Annotated in this window: 9 protein-coding genes; 3 read left to right on the top strand and 6 right to left on the bottom strand. The window is 37.2% G+C overall.

Features of this window, described 5'->3' with window-relative positions:
* Positions 1-29 precede the first annotated feature (29 nt).
* The 6 genes from DX009_RS01970 to gltX form a co-directional block, all read right to left on the bottom strand.
* A complete protein-coding gene (locus tag DX009_RS01970) occupies positions 30-3,134 on the bottom strand; it encodes a T9SS type A sorting domain-containing protein (protein WP_115082843.1) in 3,105 nt (1,034 codons plus the stop codon).
* Between the two features lie 633 nt (positions 3,135-3,767).
* Positions 3,768-5,894: an outer membrane beta-barrel family protein gene (locus DX009_RS01965; protein WP_181792303.1), complete on the bottom strand. Its 2,127-nt coding sequence runs from the start codon at positions 5,892-5,894 to the stop codon at positions 3,768-3,770.
* 1,027 nt (positions 5,895-6,921) lie between these two features.
* The gene (gene trpS / locus DX009_RS01960) at positions 6,922-8,019 is read right to left on the bottom strand and encodes a tryptophan--tRNA ligase (RefSeq protein WP_006045652.1); all 1,098 of its coding nucleotides are present in this window, start codon (positions 8,017-8,019) and stop codon (positions 6,922-6,924) included.
* 75 nt (positions 8,020-8,094) lie between these two features.
* Entirely contained in the window at positions 8,095-8,592 is a 498-nt protein-coding gene (locus tag DX009_RS01955) for a molecular chaperone DnaJ (RefSeq protein ID WP_115082841.1), read from the bottom strand.
* Entirely contained in the window at positions 8,589-9,851 is a 1,263-nt protein-coding gene (locus DX009_RS01950; RefSeq protein ID WP_115082840.1) for a 3-deoxy-D-manno-octulosonic acid transferase, read from the bottom strand. The genes DX009_RS01955 and DX009_RS01950 overlap by 4 nt, the downstream gene beginning before the upstream one ends.
* A 36-nt stretch (positions 9,852-9,887) precedes the next feature.
* Complete coding sequence (gene gltX / locus DX009_RS01945; protein WP_115082839.1) at positions 9,888-11,405, bottom strand: glutamate--tRNA ligase; 1,518 nt, start codon at positions 11,403-11,405, stop codon at positions 9,888-9,890.
* 275 nt (positions 11,406-11,680) lie between these two features.
* Between gltX and DX009_RS01940 the strand changes: the two genes are divergently transcribed.
* The 3 genes from DX009_RS01940 to DX009_RS13255 all read left to right on the top strand — a co-directional run bounded on the left by DX009_RS01940 (position 11,681) and on the right by DX009_RS13255 (position 17,777).
* Positions 11,681-13,732, top strand: coding sequence for an HD family phosphohydrolase (locus tag DX009_RS01940; protein ID WP_006045656.1), 2,052 nt, complete (start codon positions 11,681-11,683; stop codon positions 13,730-13,732).
* The gene (priA, locus tag DX009_RS01935; RefSeq protein WP_115082838.1) at positions 13,732-16,056 is read left to right on the top strand and encodes a replication restart helicase PriA; all 2,325 of its coding nucleotides are present in this window, start codon (positions 13,732-13,734) and stop codon (positions 16,054-16,056) included. Before DX009_RS01940 ends, priA begins: the two co-directional genes overlap by 1 nt.
* Before the next feature lie 203 nt (positions 16,057-16,259).
* Positions 16,260-17,777, top strand: a complete 1,518-nt coding sequence (locus DX009_RS13255; RefSeq protein WP_181792302.1) for a porin family protein — start codon at positions 16,260-16,262, stop codon at positions 17,775-17,777.
* Positions 17,778-17,817 lie beyond the last annotated feature (40 nt).

The raw sequence follows: 17,817 nt of genomic DNA, 5'->3' as shown, positions 1-17,817 counted from the left end.
AAATGGAATATTGTTTAATTATAATAAATTTATTGTTTAAGTATCTTCATTGTGCGTATCACTCCTCCTTTCTTTACCTTTAATAGATAAATGCCAGATGGTATTGTTACTAAGTTAATTTTATTCGTATTTTGTACCTTAGTAATTGTTGTTCCAGATATATTTATAATCTCTAACAAATCGCATACAGTAGATGTGCTTATTACATTATTATGTCGAGTAATCTTAACCAAATCATTATCCACAGAGAATATTCCTGCAGGATTTTTCTCTGTATATTCTAGCATTAAGAATGGAATATATTCCGAAATAAGAATATCTTCTTCGCTAATATCTTCCGTTTTACCATCAAATCGTGCCGAATGTGCATCACCTTTAGGCATATCAAAGAGCCACTCAGGGTGCTGAGCTTCTTCTATAGGGTTATCTCCGGAGAATGCCTCAAACTTGAAAAGAATGTTTCCATCGGTATACTTAAATGGCTTATCGAATACTATTTTGAGTTCTTTATTGTCGCCAACACCTTCGATAGTAATGTTTCCGTCATATACAGTTGTCCAATCTGTTTGTTCAAAATGTCCAAGATATCCAGAGTCCTCTGCTTTTGTATTGGTACGATTTGTTGCCTTCATAGAAATCTTAGCAGGGAAAGAGTACGCCAATTCGTTTTTGCCATTGTATTTTAGTTGCAGAGCTACAATATCAATATTCTTCTTTCTGATTTCGTTTTCCAAATATAAGCATTGTGATTGAGCATACGGCGAGATTAAATAGAATGGCATTACCCAGCCATAATTATCAATTGCATTCAACGTTATCCATTTTTCTGCATCAGCATCGGCTACTTTCACCTTTAAAGGAGTGTCCAAAATATTATCGGCAGGATAAGTATCGCCAACAAGAACTATGCGTGCAGAAACATTAATTTCGCCTTTTGTTTTTGGAACCCACATTACGGTAACAGTTTTAACTGTATCTGGAGCAATAGCTATACCATCAGCAGTTCCTAAAACTTCTTTGCTATTAGCATCGAATAGTTCTATCTTGTAGTTACTTACTGTTGATGAACCTTCGTTTCCAACTGTTACAATGAAAGGTTGTTCTACATTGCAGTTAGCAGTAACCGAACCATTTAGCTTCTTTATACTTAAGTCAGTTTCACTATATTCACGCAACGATATGTCTTTAAGGTATATTTGTCCCTTTAAAGCGTCCGAACATGCATAGAAAGCAATATGTCCATAAGTTTCATTAGGGGTAAATATCTCCTTACCATAATAGAAGTGTTCCGATGCTGTGTGGAATTCTCCAAGATCCTTTATTAGCGTTGTTAGTTTCTCTGGAGTAGCTTGTGTGCCATAGAATACTTTCATTTTCTCCATCACAGGCTTGTGTGTTGAAGGGTCTATCCAGTTAGCTGACGAGTAAGTATAACGTAACTGATATTTCTTTCCTTTCGAGAATTTCAAAGGTGGAGATACCAACCAATCGTCAGCAGCCTTTTCACTGCGATCGTAGAATGTACGCGAAGTACCATCGTGAAAACTCCACGACATACCATCATGGTTGTTGTCTATTACTGTCCAACGTCTAAATTCATCTTTTGTCAATAGATTTGAGATAAATGGAATAGGTTCCATTGAACCAAAAGCTACAATATTAGAAGTTGCAGAGAGTCCTTTTCCGTTTTTGTTGTATGCTGTAACAATGTAGCTATATCCTGCATGGCTCTTTACATTATCTTTTATAGAACATGCTGTTACCTTTGTAGCAATTGTTACACTGTCTGGCAAGCGCATAACATCGTAGGTTAAGGTAGATTTATCGAAATATCCATTGTGTGCACCAGTTGTTGGTTCGTTCCAAGTTATTGTTCCTTCTCTACCATTAGTAACAAGTTTTACGTTTAAAGGAGCTCCAGGAACATCTTCACCCACAAATATTGAAGTTTCCTTATATATGCCATCACCATCGTTGTTATATGGAACCACCTTATATATATATAGTCCGTCTGCAATATTTTCGTCTTTCCAAGTTATGTTCTCATTCTTGTTAGAAACGTTTAATGTTTTAACAAGTTCGTTATTGCGGTAGATTTTTATTCCTGAAATAGTTGTTAATGTCTTATTCCGATAATTGTTTGAAGGTGTTATCCACGACAGTGTCGCATTGTTGGCTCCATTCTCACCTGCTTTTGCAGTAAGATTTCTCACATACGATGGTGCACCATCTGGTACATATTGATATGGAATACCCATAGAGAGTAATTGTAAATCGCCTTCTATTAGTTTCTGACTAATAGAAAGTCCTGTTTCAGGATCCAATTCTACCAGATAAGCCTTACCATCGGCTGCTTGTGCAAGCCACCATAAGCGATGTGTTGTTTTATCGAACTCCATCGACTGACTGTAATTGCCTATATTTATTCCTATTCCCGTGGCTGGACTTACGGTTGTTATAGTACACGTTTGTTTTCCAGAGTTTATAGAAGATTCATCTATTTTTATCAAGAACGACTTTTTTATATCTCTGTCGGTTGTTACTGCATAAAGGAAACCATTGTCTGCTGAGAGTGTAAAGAAAGGCTTTTTAACGCTTGCAATCTTTGTCAGAGCATAGGTTGTACTGTTTATTTCGTAGAGATCGGTTGTAAATTTGTCTACATCATAATGCATTCCGAATATCCTTCCGGTCTTCGGATCGTAGGTCATTTCTTCTAATATGAGGATTGGTGCTGTTTTAGAAAAGGTTGTTTTGCTTTCGCGTTCTCCCGTAATAGGGTCTACTATACTTATTCCATGTGGCATAAGCACGTTAGCATACAGTGTGGTTTCGTAGGCAACATACTTATTGCCAACAAATGTACCAGCAGTAAATACGGGTGTTGTTCCTAAAACATTACCATAGTCTTTTGTTAAAGTATAGTTGCTAGGATTGTCTGACCTGAAAGATGTTAATCCGTTTGTGCGATATTTCATATCGTAGCGCAGATATCCCATAATATCTGCCTCGCCATCAGGTACATCATAGATAGGAATTTTGTCTCCTTGAGGGCTTATTTTATTAGGTTGTGAGCTTACAAGGTTGTTTATTCCAAATAGTAATGATAATACAAAAAATAACTTTTTTCTCATATATGATTTTGTCTTTAGAAAAGTTTGGGTTCATAGTGCCTCGATAAAGGTATTGCTTTTTAATAAACCATAGGATATGTCATTGAAGAAAAGATTACAATTTTATCATAAAATAACAGAAATACACTTTATCCTAATCTACGTATACAATATTTAACGATACGAGAGTTACCATTATATTCATTATTCCCACAGTTCATTAGATCCAATTTGCACTATCTTGATGTGTTAATTCTGAACTGTTATTAGAGCTTTACACCATATTTATATAGTTCGATCTAAGGTCAACATTTCTAAGCAGGAGTAGATGTTTATACTAATAGAGACTGTTCTTTACGCTTTCTATATTAACCCCAAATCGGCAATTAAACCGCAATATGTATAGTTCTTATCGCTATGGTATTGTTCCCTAATATTTTTTATTTTCTTATCGACATCTTGTTTGTCTGTGTAACTTGACGCAGCCCACTACACTTGTGTTGCAAAAACAAACTATCTGCTCGATAATAAAACTAAAACTGCTTAGACTTTAATAACTGATTTGGGTTAAATTCTAAGCTTCTATCTGTAATGCTTGGAAGCTATAAGCATATAATACTGCATTATGCTATGACTTAAAGTACAAAATTCTCTTTAATCAAAACGACTCTTTATCTCTTCATAGCTCTTACTTTTTACATTTATTCTTTTTCCAAAGTTATACGACAGGGCAAAATTAAAGGTAAGTGGACGATAATTGTTTCTGAAACTCATATACATACCATCATTAGAACGAGTGTATCCGCTTATCTTACTTGACAAAATGTTGTTTACAGCAAATCGCAATTGAAGATGGTTCTTCAGGCACGAATAATTAATTCCACAACTCATATTGAAGCTACCATCAATTCTACCATTTATTGTTCTCTCACTACCATTATATGAAGCTTGCATAAAGCCCGTAAAATTCTGCTGCTTGTTAAAGATAAATCTCAAATTTGTAAAATAGAATTGTCCAAAGCCCTTTTGACTTCCAATTAGAAAAACTTGGTTCGAAGTGGTTTTAGATAGTTCATAAGAAGCTATTGCTGTTATTTTCAACCATTTCAACTTATAGTAATACAAAGATGTTTCGAAGGAAAACACTTTCTCTTCCATTGCATTATTCCATTGTGTTGTTGATACATTTGAGATTGTATCCATCGTTATTGTTTGGTCGAATATATTTGATAACCTTGCATAAGTTAGCTCTGAATTTAATTCTCCACCATTAAATTCTATATTGCTGCGAAGTCGAATATTCCACCATGTTGATGGTCGTAATTCCGGATTACCTACAGCAATACCGTAACGGCTCACATAGTATTTAAAAGGATTAAGATTTCTGATACCTGGACGGTCTATTGAACTATTTATACTTAATGCAAGGCTAGAGCCATTATTAAAATTATAGGACAACCTTACATCGGGAAAGAACTTTCCATAAGACTTTTTATTATAGTTTTCATTATTAGAAATAGCTTTTGTCTTAGTTTGTTCGTATCTAACGCCAAGAACGAATTCAGAATTTCTAACTTTCTTGTCCAAAGTCAGATAACCAGCATTTATGTTTTCTGTATATTTAAAAGCATCGTTTTGCTGTGGAATTGTTGTTATATCATAGATAGATGTGTTCGTTGTTGTAGAGATTGTAACTTTCCCACCTACACTCAACTGAATATCCCATGGGAGTTGCTTTTCTATATCGAGCGCACTACTAAATCCATTAAGAAGTGAACGTCCTTTATTCAAGAATTTATCATCAATTTCAACCCCATCATATCTTCTGATATTAGAAAGAAAATCGTAGTAGTTATGAAAGTCGTATCGGAATACATCTGTCAAAAAGCTTATTTTGTCTGTTGAGTTCCATTGTCTGTCAATGTAAAAACTAGAGGTAATATTTTCTCTTGGTGTTCGAGTAAAAGAGTATGAACTACCCGAATCTATCATATTATTAGTTAAATCATTAGAATTGAGAGTGTTCTCTCCTATGTTCTTTTTATAAATATTCATATACGATATTGAAAAGCTGAATACCGACATACTATCAAGGTGGAAATCCATAACGCCCGAAAGATTATAATCATTTTGACGAGGAACGTAATATGTTGAACTATGTCGAGCTAAATTTAGAAACTGAGTTATATTCGTTTCAGTATAGTCTATTTTCCCATACGTCCACCCTGCGCTAAAGTTAGCATCTACCTTTCCTTTACTATAGTTCAAGCTAGAGCGGAGCGTTTTAGTCCACTTCTTCCGATAAACAACTTCATCGCCAACATCGCCACCTACGTAATCTATCCTTCTTTCTGTAATAAAATTCAGAATACCATAGTTTCCTTCTGCATCGTATTTTGCGCCAGGCTCTTTTATCACTTCTACTTTCGTTACATTATATGCTGGACGCGATTTTAACAAAGAATAAAGTTCGCTTTCTGGGATATTCTTTAATCGTCCATTGAACATAACTTTCACTCTACCTTTACCTTGTATACTAATTTTATTGTCCACCACCATAAGACCAGGAATTTGCTCGATAAGGTTTACAAGATCTGTCTTCCCTTTGCGTAGAGAGAGCACATCAACAACATATTTCCCAATCTCATGCCTTATAAACTTCTGATTAACAACAACCTCTTCTAAGCCTATAGTATCTTTGAATATGCTGTCTTGTGCCTGTGCGACACTTGATAATGGCATTAGGAATAAAAGAAACAATAAGTGTAGAATCTTATACATATATTTTCTCTGAAATATTCTGTGCTGTCGTTGCACATCTTGAATCTGATTTCGTTCATTCTTCATAGCCATATACTTTTTATATATTTGTGTAACACATATTTAAAGTAGCTTTATACTTGTTGAATATTCCGCAACTATAACACACATTATGAGTGGAGTAATCTTTTTATTCTATCAATCTCTTCTTACCTATTCTCCATTTGAATTCAGAACGAGATTGGTTACTTGAAATAGTGCTTAGATTGTTTCTTCCCATAATAGATTTATTTAAGCTAAACTGTCTTTATTTATGATATAACATAAAGGCGTACATTAAGACGTTGCTTTCTGTATACTTTTACAAAGGTATTTCTTTTAATATCTAAAAGAAAAAGAACGATAATATTTAACTATATTTAATTAATATCCCATCGGATAATATCCACACCTCAATTCCAATTTAAGTTGCAAGCTGTATGGGTGGGGCTACTATGTAGAGCAACAATCGCCTGACTTTTCTTATTAAACACGAAGGCTAATTGAATACTCTGTTCAGTTGTGCTATCCATTCTATCACTATTTATGGGTTTGTAATTGCTTTATTAAATCAAACAGAACATATAAGGTATTGGTTACTTTTGTTTCAGATATCTATCACGTTTGTTTTAGATATCTATCAGTTGCGTCACAGATATCTATCACGGTCGTTTTAGATATCTATCAGTTTCAATTTAGACATCATAAAAAACAACCACATTTATGGCGCTATATTATATAGCACCAAAGATGCTTATTCTAATAAGGAGTATGAAGTTTTTTATTTAGAAATATTCTGATTTAAATAATACATAAACACTTTAACAGCACCCTTATACCTTTAAATTTAAAGTATATTGGAGTAAATTTAAGTACAATAATCTTCTCGGCTATCAACCAACAAAAATGGACTTGTTTATAATGCAAAACAAGCCCACTTGAAAACTAAAAGTCTCTTTCTTATCTTTCAACAATGCTATGAAAGCATAGATATAGAGTATCCCTATATTTACTTATCTGTTTTTTGTTTAAACCGTTCAGACTGGCTACGTATCAATTCAGCATCGTCAAAATAGTTTATTTGCATTGCTTCTTTCACTTCAGAAAGTGTCTGAGCTGCTGTTTGACGAGCGCTTTCAGAACCTTTCTTCAATATATTATATATCTCTGGAATATCTTGTTCAAACTCATGGCGACGTTTTCTAATTGGTTCCAACATCTTGTTCAACACGTTGTTAAGTAGTTTCTTACATTTCATATCGCCTATTCCACCTGCTGTATAAGCAGCTTTCAATTCATCGAGCGTTTTAAATTCTGGCCAAAACTCAGCAAAATCGTCATCGGTAGAGAAAGCATCAAGATATGTAAATACTGCATTTCCTTCTATATGACCAGGGTCTGAAACATTTAAGTGTGTTGGATCGGTGTACATTCCCTTTACTTTCTTCCATACAGTATCGGCATCATCGGAAAGAAAAATGCAATTGCCAAGGCTCTTACTCATCTTTTCCTTACCATCGGTTCCAGGCAAACGGCGCGCAGTAGCATTCTCTGGAAGCATAATATTTGGTTCCACCAGTACAGGAGCATAAACCTGATTGAAACGACGAACTATCTCGCGTGCTACTTCCAACATAGGTTCTTGATCTTCGCCAGCGGGAACAGTTGTAGCTTTAAAAGTTGCAATATCGGCTGCTTGCGATACCGGATAACTAAAGAATCCCATTGGAATATTTGCTTCAAAGTTGCGCATTTTTATCTCCGTCTTCACTGTTGGATTGCGCTGAACACGGCTAACACTTATTAAATTCATGAAGAAAGTAGTTAGTTCCGATATTTCTGGTATCTGACTCTGTATGAACAGTGTACATTTTTCGGGGTCGAGACCAACTGAAAGGTAGTCTAATGCAACCTCTATAATGTTTTGACGAATTTTCTCTGGATTATCTGCATTATCTGTTAGCGCCTGCACATCAGCCATAAAGACAAACATTTTTTCGAAGTCGCCAGCATTTTGGAGTTCTACACGGCGGCGTAGTGAACCCACATAGTGTCCCAAATGTAGTTTGCCAGTAGGACGATCGCCTGTTAATATAATTTTCTTCATCTTCTTATTCTCTTTTTGTAAGTGTACGTTGTAACTTGCTCTTGTACCTTATTATAATACAACTCGTAGGATAATTTACCGTTCTACATTAGTTGTATCATTTTCTTGTTTATGTCGTTTCTTGTAATGAATTACAGTGTCGCGCACTTCCTCTTCTTCCCTCTCAACAGGACGAGCTACTGTATCAACCGAAGGTTCTACCACAGGTTCTGTATTTGTTTCGTATGGAATAGTGTCCATTGCTGTAGGCTGTTGTTCTGGTGTTACAGGAGCCGGACGTAACCAAATATAGTAAGCACCCACCCCAAGTGTTATAACTAGCAATCCTATAATAAGGCCCATCAGCACATTTTTCCTATTATCGTTTAGCTTTTCACCTTCTATAGGCTGTTGGATTTCGTTACTGATTTGCTCAAGAGTTTCATTGTTAATGCTATCTACACCTGAAACAAGAGGTAATGTAATCTCCATTTTACCATGACAGTGTGGACATTGGCACTCTATAACCTGTCCTTCGCCTGCCTCTACAATAAATTGTGTACCGCAATTATCGCATGTTATCTGATATTTCATAACTTAATATCTGAAAATACTTTATTTGTTGCGCCCGATAGTTGTTTTACAAAGCTACCAGCAGCATTACCACTGTTTTGCAAGAAAGCTTTATCGGAACAGAACCTATCCATTATCAGTGCAAACTTTTCGTAGTTATCAATTTCGAAGCCTCCTCCAGAAGCAAGTAATCCTTGTGCTTCAGCAAAGCGTTTGTTGTTCGGGCCAAAGACAACAGGTATGCCCCAAACTGCTGCTTCTAACACATTATGAATACCAGCGCCAAAGCCTCCACCTACGTATGCTACATCGCCATAATGATAAATTGATGATAACAGACCAAAACAGTTTATAACAAGCACATCGGCATCTGCCACGTTCGTTTCGGTAGCCTCAGTATAGAGTACTACTTTCTTTCCTTTTAGCAACTGTAAAATCTGTCGAAGATGAGTGTCGGCTATAATATGGGGAGCTATAATGAGTTTCCAATCATTATGTTCGTTGAAATATTTTATAAAAATCTCTTCATCTGGTAACCATGAAGAACCAGCAACAAACACACGATGTAAAGAATTGGTAACTCCATTAGCAAGTTTTACATCTTGATTACCTATAAACTTATCTACCAAAGGTAACTTCTTACTGTTATCTTTTATCTGTAATACCCGGTCGAAACGTGTATCGCCCACAACCGTAACGTTATTTATACCAATTTTCGCCAAAAGACTTTTACTTAAATCGTTCTGTACGAAGAAATGAGAGAAGCATTTTAGCACAGCAGCATACTGTCTGCCATACGGTCGGAAGAAAATTTGATTGGGTCTGAATATACTTGAGACACTATAGACAGGTATATTACGGTGGCGTAGAATATGCAAATAATTATACCAGAACTCGTATTTTATAAAGAAAGCCATAACTGGACGCACAATACGCAAAAACCTTTGTGCGTTTGCAACAGTATCAATAGGCAGATAAGTAACGATATCTGCCTGTTCATAGTTTTTTCTTACTTCGTATCCAGAGGGAGAGAAGAATGTTAAAAGAATTTTATAATTGGGATATTCTTTCTTTATTTTCTCTATAAGTGGCCGTCCCTGTTCAAATTCGCCTAAAGAAGCAGCATGAAACCAAACGTATTTCGCATTTGGCTCCACTTGTTTTTGGAGTACGCCAAAGGCTGCACGCTCGCCTATCCACATTTTCTTCACTTTCTCGTTAAAGTGGCTATAGATGGCAATGCCAGCCTGGTAAATATACATTATAATATTGTATAGCATAGCTATCCTTATTTACGAATTAGCGTACATAACATTTTAACCTAACACTTCGATGGCTTTATGCAAACGATGCAAGGTTTCTTCTTTTCCAAGAAAGGCAGAGATGTCGAACATTCCTGGTCCTTTTCCAATACCAACAAGAGCTAAGCGGAATGCATTCATTACATCACCAAGCTTATATTCTTTATCTTCTACCCACTTCATTACGATAGTTTCCTGATTCTCTACACTGAAATCGCTTATATCAGCCAGAATTTGAGAAAGCTCTGTCATTTGTTTCGCAGAATATTCCTTCCAGCGTTTCTTTACAGTTTTGGCATCGTATTGAGTTGGAGGTATAAAAAAGAAAGAACAAAGCTCCCAAAGCTCGTGCACAAAATTTACACGGTCTTTCATTAAATGGACCACCTCTGTAACTTGTGTCATTGTTGCATCTACACCATTGTTGGCAACAATTGGAGCAAAAAGATCGGCAATCTCTTCATCACTCTTATGTAAAATATACTCATGGTTGAACCAAATACCTTTTTGATAGTCGAATTTAGCTCCACTTTTAGAACATTTCGTGATATCAAATGCCTGTACTAGTTCATCGAGCGTAAAGAGTTCTTGCTCTGTTCCTGGATTCCAACCTAATAGTGCAAGGAAGTTAACTACAGCTTCAGGGAAGTATCCACTTTCTCTATAGCCCGAACTAATCTCTCCAGTCTTGGGATCTTGCCATTCTAAAGGAAACACAGGAAATCCTAAGCGGTCTCCATCGCGTTTACTCAGCTTACCTTTTCCTTCTGGCTTCAGTAATAATGGAAGATGTGCAAAGCGTGGCATAGAATCTTCCCAACCGAAAGCACGATACAACAGTACATGTAAAGGGGCACTTGGCAACCATTCTTCGCCACGAATAACGTGACTTATTTCCATTAAATGGTCGTCTACGATATTGGCAAGATGATAGGTTGGTAATTCGTCTGCACTCTTATACAATACTTTGTCATCAAGTATATCAGTCTTGATACACACATCGCCACGAATCATATCGTCGACATGAACATCTGTTCCTGGTTCTATTTTGAAACGAACAACATACTGTTCACCATCGTCTATCATTCTTTTAACTTCATCTTCAGTAAGTGTGAGCGAGTTGCGCATCTGCATACGAGTACGGGCATCGTATTGGAAATTTGCAATTTCGTTTCGTTTGGCTTCCAACTCTTCTGGAGTGTCGAATGCTATATATGCTTTACCCTTATCTAACAGCTGATTTACATAAGTTTTATATATATCACGCCTTTCACTTTGACGATAAGGTCCATAATGTCCGCCAAAGGTTACACCTTCATCAAACTTAATTCCTAGCCAATGAAAGGCTTCTACAATATATTCTTCTGCTCCAAGAACAAAACGATTAGAGTCGGTATCTTCTATTCTAAATACGAAATCGCCATTATGTTGGCGCGCAAAGAGATAGTTATATAAAGCTGTACGTACACCACCAATATGCAATGGTCCCGTAGGACTAGGTGCAAAGCGTACTCTTACTTTTCTTTCTGCCATTGTTAAAATTAAAATTTTGTGCAAAAATAAGCATTTTTTTCGATTATAAGGCTTTTTTTTTGTATTTTCGCATACTGATATTGGAATGGACAAGATAGGTCTCTTTCCTTTAAGCGATACATTCGAGGTATTATTACACAAAAATACGCTCGCACAGTTTATAAGAATGAATTTACAGAAAGAAAGAATAACAGTGCAATAAAGAGAGTTCCACATTATTAGTATGTTTCTCTATAAGCAAACAATATAATCTTCCCACAAAATAACGAATAAAGATGATAAAATTTATCCAATCCGACAATATTATCTGGCGCAGTCATATTGCAAGAGCTATATTGGTGTTAATTACAACAGCTATTATTATAGTCTTTCTGCCACGAACTCAAGGCAAAATGTATCACTACGACGAGGGAAAGCCGTGGATGTATGGACAGCTTATTGCTAAATTCGACTTCCCTATATTTAAGAGTGAAGAGACTATAAAAGAAGAGCGTGACTCCATAATGAAGACTTTTGTCCCTTATTTTAATTTAAACGAGAATATTGGACGTAAAAAGGTAGAGCAATTCCGTAATGACTATAAGAATGGAATACCAGGATTGCCAGTTGAATATGTGAATATTGTAGCGCAAAAGTTACAAGAGTTATACGATATGGGTATTGTAAACCCAGTAAACTTTACTTCTTTAGTAAAAGATAGTAATAATATGGTGCATATCGTAGAAGGGAAGCAAGCTATAAGCAAGCCAGTTAAGCAACTTCTCACAACGCTTGGTGCTTACGAGAACCTTTTTACTACACCGCAACTAAGCACTAAACGTTCTGTTTTACAGCAATGCAACCTGAACGAATACATTGAACCGAACCTTATTTACGACAAGAATCGTAGTGAGAGTGAGATGAACGACCTGCTAAGTTTGATACCGCAGGCTTCTGGTATGGTATTAGAAGGACAACGAATTATAGATCGTGGCGATATTGTTGATGCACACACATATCGTGTTCTTAATTCCTTCGAACAAGCTACTGAGAAACGTAATGAAACAAAAGACCAAATAACGTTCACACTCTTAGGACAAACTATTTACGTCTTAATACTTGTTGTCTTGTTTACGCTCTACATTGCGCTATTCCGTACAGATTACTTTGACAAGCCTGGCTCTATCTTATTCTTATACGCCCTACTTATCATTTTCCCAATAATAACTTCGTTAATGATAAAACACAACATTTTCAGTATCTATATTGTTCCTTTCGCAATGGCGCCCATATTCGTTCGGGTGTTTATGGACTCGCGAACAGCATTCATTTCTTATGCCGTAACAATTTTGCTTTCGGCTGTTGCAGTGCGGTACCAATACGAATTTATTGTGGTTCAACTTGTAGGTGGGCTTATTGCTATCTTTTCTCTACGCGAATTATCCAAACGTAGTCAGATATTTCTCACGGCTTTACTCGTTACTTTTGGTTCTGCTGCCATTTATTTGGCTCTTCAGCTAATACAAGCAGACGATTTTTCAAAACTTGATGGATCTATGTATTTTCACATTGGAGTTAATGGATTCTTCCTCCTCTTTACTTATCCTTTAATGCTGATTATCGAAAAACTATTCGGTTTCGTTTCTACTGTAACTATGTTCGAGCTTTCTAACACTAATAACGAACTGTTGCGGAAACTGAGTGAGGTGGCTCCTGGAACATTTCAACATTCTATTACTGTAGGAAATCTTGGAGTTGAGATTGCTAATAAAATTCATGCTAAAGGGCAACTAGTACGTACTGGAGCATTATACCATGACATCGGCAAAATGGTAAACCCTGTATTCTTTACCGAAAATCAAGCTGGTGTTAATCCACATGATAAGATTTCAGACTTAGAAAGTGCTAAAATAATTATTGGACATGTTACCGAAGGACTTAAATTGGCAGAGAAATATAACTTACCAAATGTTATAAAAGAATTTATTACCACGCATCACGGACAAGGATTGGTTAAGTATTTCTACATAAACTATAAGAATGCACACCCCGATGAGGAGATAGACGATGCACCATTCCGCTATCCAGGTCCTAATCCGTGGACACGCGAGCAAGCTATACTTATGATGTGCGACACCGTTGAAGCTGCTTCGCGCTCACTTTCCGAATATACAGAAGAGAGTATAAGCAACTTAGTGAATAAGTTGATAGATGCACAGATGGCCAATGGTTTCTTTACCGATTGTCCTATTACGTTCCGTGATGTTAGCATAGCAAAACAAGTGCTTATTGAACGTCTGAAATCTATTTATCATACACGGATTCAATATCCTGAATTAAAATCGTAGTGAGATACGTAGAAGTTATTCTGTCCCTTCCGCTTGAAGGCACTTTTACGTATGTTGTGCCCGATGCATTACTCGATAAGGTAGTGCCATGTGTACGGTTGCTGGTTCCTTTCGGCAAAACAAAGACTTATATAGGTATATGTGATACCTATCCCTCCGACCACCCAAATAACAATGATGATAATGATGGAATAGAATATAAAGCTATTCTTGCAATACTTGATGACGGTCCGGTGTTATTGCCACAACAATTACAACTTTGGCACTGGATTGCCAACTACTATATGTCGCCCATTGGCGATGTTTATAAAGCTGCATTGCCGTCTGGGCTAAAGGGAGAGGATACTTATAAGCCGCACACCGAAGTGTATGTTTGCTTGGGAAAACAATTCCGTGGCGAACAAGAGCTACACATTGCACTCGATGGTCTTGCTCGTGCTACAAAACAACAAAAGGTGCTGATGTCTTATTTAGAGTTAAGTGGTATTGCTAATGTTCCTGAATTGGTTTCCACTGATGTAACTCAGACTGACAACAAACAGCATAACCAACTGAGAGCTGTGTCAAAAGACGAACTTAGAAATACCACTCATTGTTCGTTAGCCATAATAAATAGTCTAATAGAGAAAGGCATTCTACAAACCTATCGTAAAGAAGTTAGTAGGCTAAACAATGGTTATGACAAGCTACAACCCAATGCCATTCACGCTCTGAACGATGCACAGACCATTGCATACGACAAAATTCTGTTGCAGATGATGGCACACAATGTTACCCTTCTTCATGGTGTTACCTCATCAGGAAAGACCGAAATCTACATACATCTTATTTTTAAAGCTCTTCAGGAGCATAAGCAGGTGTTATATTTGCTGCCAGAAATAGCATTAACGGTGCAAATCACCAATCGGCTACGTTGTGTTTTTGGCAATAAGCTTGGTATATATCATAGTAGATACAACGATGAAGAACGTGTAGAAATATGGCAAAAACAACTCTCTAATGAGCCTTACGAAGTGATTCTTGGTGCACGAAGTGCAGTGTTCTTACCATTTCAACGATTGGGATTAGTGATTATAGACGAGGAACACGAAAATAGCTTCAAGCAACAAGACCCTGCTCCACGCTATCACGCACGGTCGGTTGCTATTGTTTTGGCACAAATGTACGGAGCTAAAACACTGTTAGGCACTGCAACTCCATCTATAGAGAGCTACAGAAATGCTCAATTGGGAAAGTATGGTTTGGTTACGTTATCGCAAAGGTATAAAGATATTCAGTTACCAACGATAGAGGTTGTGGATATTAAAGACCTTCGACGACGTAAGCTAATGTCAGGACCATTTTCTCCACGTTTGATTGCTGCTGTGAGAAATGCACTACAACGTGGCGAACAAGCTATTCTCTTTCAGAATAGACGTGGCTTTGCGCCTATGATAGAATGCCGTACTTGTGGGTGGGTGCCACATTGCCCCAACTGCGATGTGTCTTTAACTTATCACAAAAGTATGAACGTGCTTACCTGCCATTATTGTGGCTACACCGAACGAGTACCCGAACAATGCCCTAACTGCGAAAGTAAAGATATTAAAGGGCGTGGCTATGGTACGGAAAAAATAGAAGATGAGATTATGGAGGTGTTTCCTGATGCTCGCATAGCACGTATGGACTTAGATACAACTCGTACAAAGAATGCATACGAACGTCTGATAAATGATTTCTCGGCTGGTAAAACCAATTTACTTATAGGAACACAAATGGTATCAAAAGGATTAGATTTCGACCACGTATCGGTTGTGGGAATTCTCGATGCCGACAATATGTTGAACTATCCCGACTTTAGAGCCTACGAACACGCTTTTACTATGATGGCGCAAGTTAGTGGACGTGCTGGCAGAAAAGGTAAACAAGGTTTAGTTATTTTGCAAACAAAAAACCCAGAGCTACCTGTTATTCAACAAGTAGTGAACAATAGTTATATGGCTTTCTACAAATCGCAACTCGAAGAACGTACAGCCTTTCATTATCCACCGTTTTTCCACCTTATATATATATACATCAAACATCGTAATAACGATATTGTTGAATCGGCAAGCATGGAACTTGGCTCACGCATTCGCGAGATATTTGGCAATAGAGTGCTGGGACCCGATAAACCAACGGTGGCACGTGTTAAAACATTGCACATACGAAAGATAATGCTGAAATTAGAAAACGGAATTGATTACAAACTTGCAAAGCAGTATTTGCGTTCTATACGAGACACTATGATGAAAGAAAAACGATACGGAGCGCTCACTATCTACTTCGATGTAGACCCCTTATAAGTGTAAATATAATTGTAAAGCACAAACTGTAGCATTAATAAATTTAGTATAATATGCTACGGAAAATACATATAACATCTTGTTCCAATAATCGTTTAATTACACATATTGAGAAAATATGTGCAAATTAATTTGGTAGAATAGAACAATCAATATAACTTTGCAGCCAATTTCAAACATATTAGTACAAGAAAAGTTAAATTATGAAACTGAAATCATTAACCCTAATGCTTGCTTTATCTGTATCAGCAACGAGTATTAAGGCTGGCGGATTACTTACAAACACAAATCAAAGTATAGCATTTTTGCGTAGCTTGGCACGCGATGGTGCAATTGGCATAGATGGAGTCTACTCTAACCCTGCTGGTGTTGCTTTCTTACCAATGGGACTTCACCTCTCGCTCAGCGTGCAAAATGTTTATCAAACTCGTACTATCAATTCTGGCTTAACCATTCCAGCATTGCAAGGCTCTCCTTTCTATCAACCTTTCAAGCTGAATGGTGGAAACGATAATGGTGTTAAAGAGTTTAAAGGAAAAGCTTCAGTGCCTATTCTACCATCGTTCCAAATTGCTAAGAACTACGAAAAATGGGGATTCCAATTGGGCTTTGGTATAGTAGGTGGTGGCGGTAAGGCGACATTCAACTCTGGTCTTCCAACCTTCGAACGCCAAATTGCACTTATCCCGGCTTTGCTCGCCAAACAAGGATTCGGCTCTACCACACCTGTATACAGTGTAAGTAGCTACATTCACGGACAGCAATACGACTTCGGATTGCAGTTGGGTGCGACATATAAAATAAACGAGAACTTAGCTGTTTACGGTGGAGCACGATTCAACTACATATACAACAAGTACGAAGGTAACATTATAGGTATATCTGCCAACATTAACGGACAGATGGAAAATCTATACGACTATTTTGGTACAAAGGCTAATGCGCTTACACAGTTGGCTATTCAGAGTCAGCAAATGGCAAATCAGGCTACTAATCCTGCCGATAAAGCACGATACGAAGGTGCTGCAAAACAATATCAAGCTGGCGCCGATAAGCTAAACAAGACTAAAGAAGACTTTGCCGATAAGTATTTAGATTGTACACAACGTGGTTGGGGAATTACACCTATCATTGGTATTGATTATAAAACAGGACGATGGAACTTTGCAGCGCACTATGAATTTACTACCAAATTTAACATTGAAAACAACACAAAGCGCGACGATACTGGACAATTTAAAGATGGTGTGAACACTCCGAACGACCTCCCTGGATTGCTTTCGATAGGTGCACAGTACGAAGTGTTAGACAATTTGCGCCTCTTGGCTGGCTATCACTACTATTTCGACAAAGATGCACGTATGGCTAACAACAAGCAGCGATTGCTTTCGAGCAACACACGCGAGTATCTTGCTGGTATAGAATGGGACGTTAAACCTGGTGTTACTCTGAGCGCTGGTGCACAACGCACTAAATACGGATTGGGCGATGGTAGCTATCTTTCCGACCTCAGTTTCGTAACAAGTAGCTATAGCATTGGTCTCGGTGCAAAAATTAAGGTGGCAAAGAATGCTCATCTAAACATTGCCTACTTCTTTACGAACTACGAAAAATTCGACAAGACATACGAATCGACTATCAAAGAAGTAAAAGTGCAGAACACCGATCAGTTTACTCGCACTAATAAAGTATTCGGCGTTGGGCTAGATATAGACCTTTAATGCTGTGTAACCAATATAGAGAATCTCTCTATATATATTA

It is taken from the genome of Prevotella pallens, from assembly GCF_900454935.1.
GTDB lineage: Bacteria > Bacteroidota > Bacteroidia > Bacteroidales > Bacteroidaceae > Prevotella > Prevotella pallens.
The sequence above is the reverse complement of the archived record's forward strand: the minus strand, read 5'-3'. Positions and strand labels throughout refer to the sequence as shown.

Excerpts from the sequence above, each read along its gene's own strand:
- DX009_RS01965 (WP_181792303.1), bottom strand. The coding sequence starts at position 5,894 with ATGTATAAGATTCTACACTTATTGTTTCTTTTATTCCTAATGCCATTA.
- DX009_RS01955 (WP_115082841.1), bottom strand. The coding sequence starts at position 8,592 with ATGAAATATCAGATAACATGCGATAATTGCGGTACACAATTTATTGTA.
- DX009_RS01970 (WP_115082843.1), bottom strand. The coding sequence starts at position 3,134 with ATGAGAAAAAAGTTATTTTTTGTATTATCATTACTATTTGGAATAAAC.
- DX009_RS01950 (WP_115082840.1), bottom strand. The coding sequence starts at position 9,851 with ATGCTATACAATATTATAATGTATATTTACCAGGCTGGCATTGCCATC.
- DX009_RS01940 (WP_006045656.1), top strand. The coding sequence starts at position 11,681 with ATGATAAAATTTATCCAATCCGACAATATTATCTGGCGCAGTCATATT.
- DX009_RS13255 (WP_181792302.1), top strand. The coding sequence starts at position 16,260 with ATGAAACTGAAATCATTAACCCTAATGCTTGCTTTATCTGTATCAGCA.
- trpS (WP_006045652.1), bottom strand. The coding sequence starts at position 8,019 with ATGAAGAAAATTATATTAACAGGCGATCGTCCTACTGGCAAACTACAT.
- gltX (WP_115082839.1), bottom strand. The coding sequence starts at position 11,405 with ATGGCAGAAAGAAAAGTAAGAGTACGCTTTGCACCTAGTCCTACGGGA.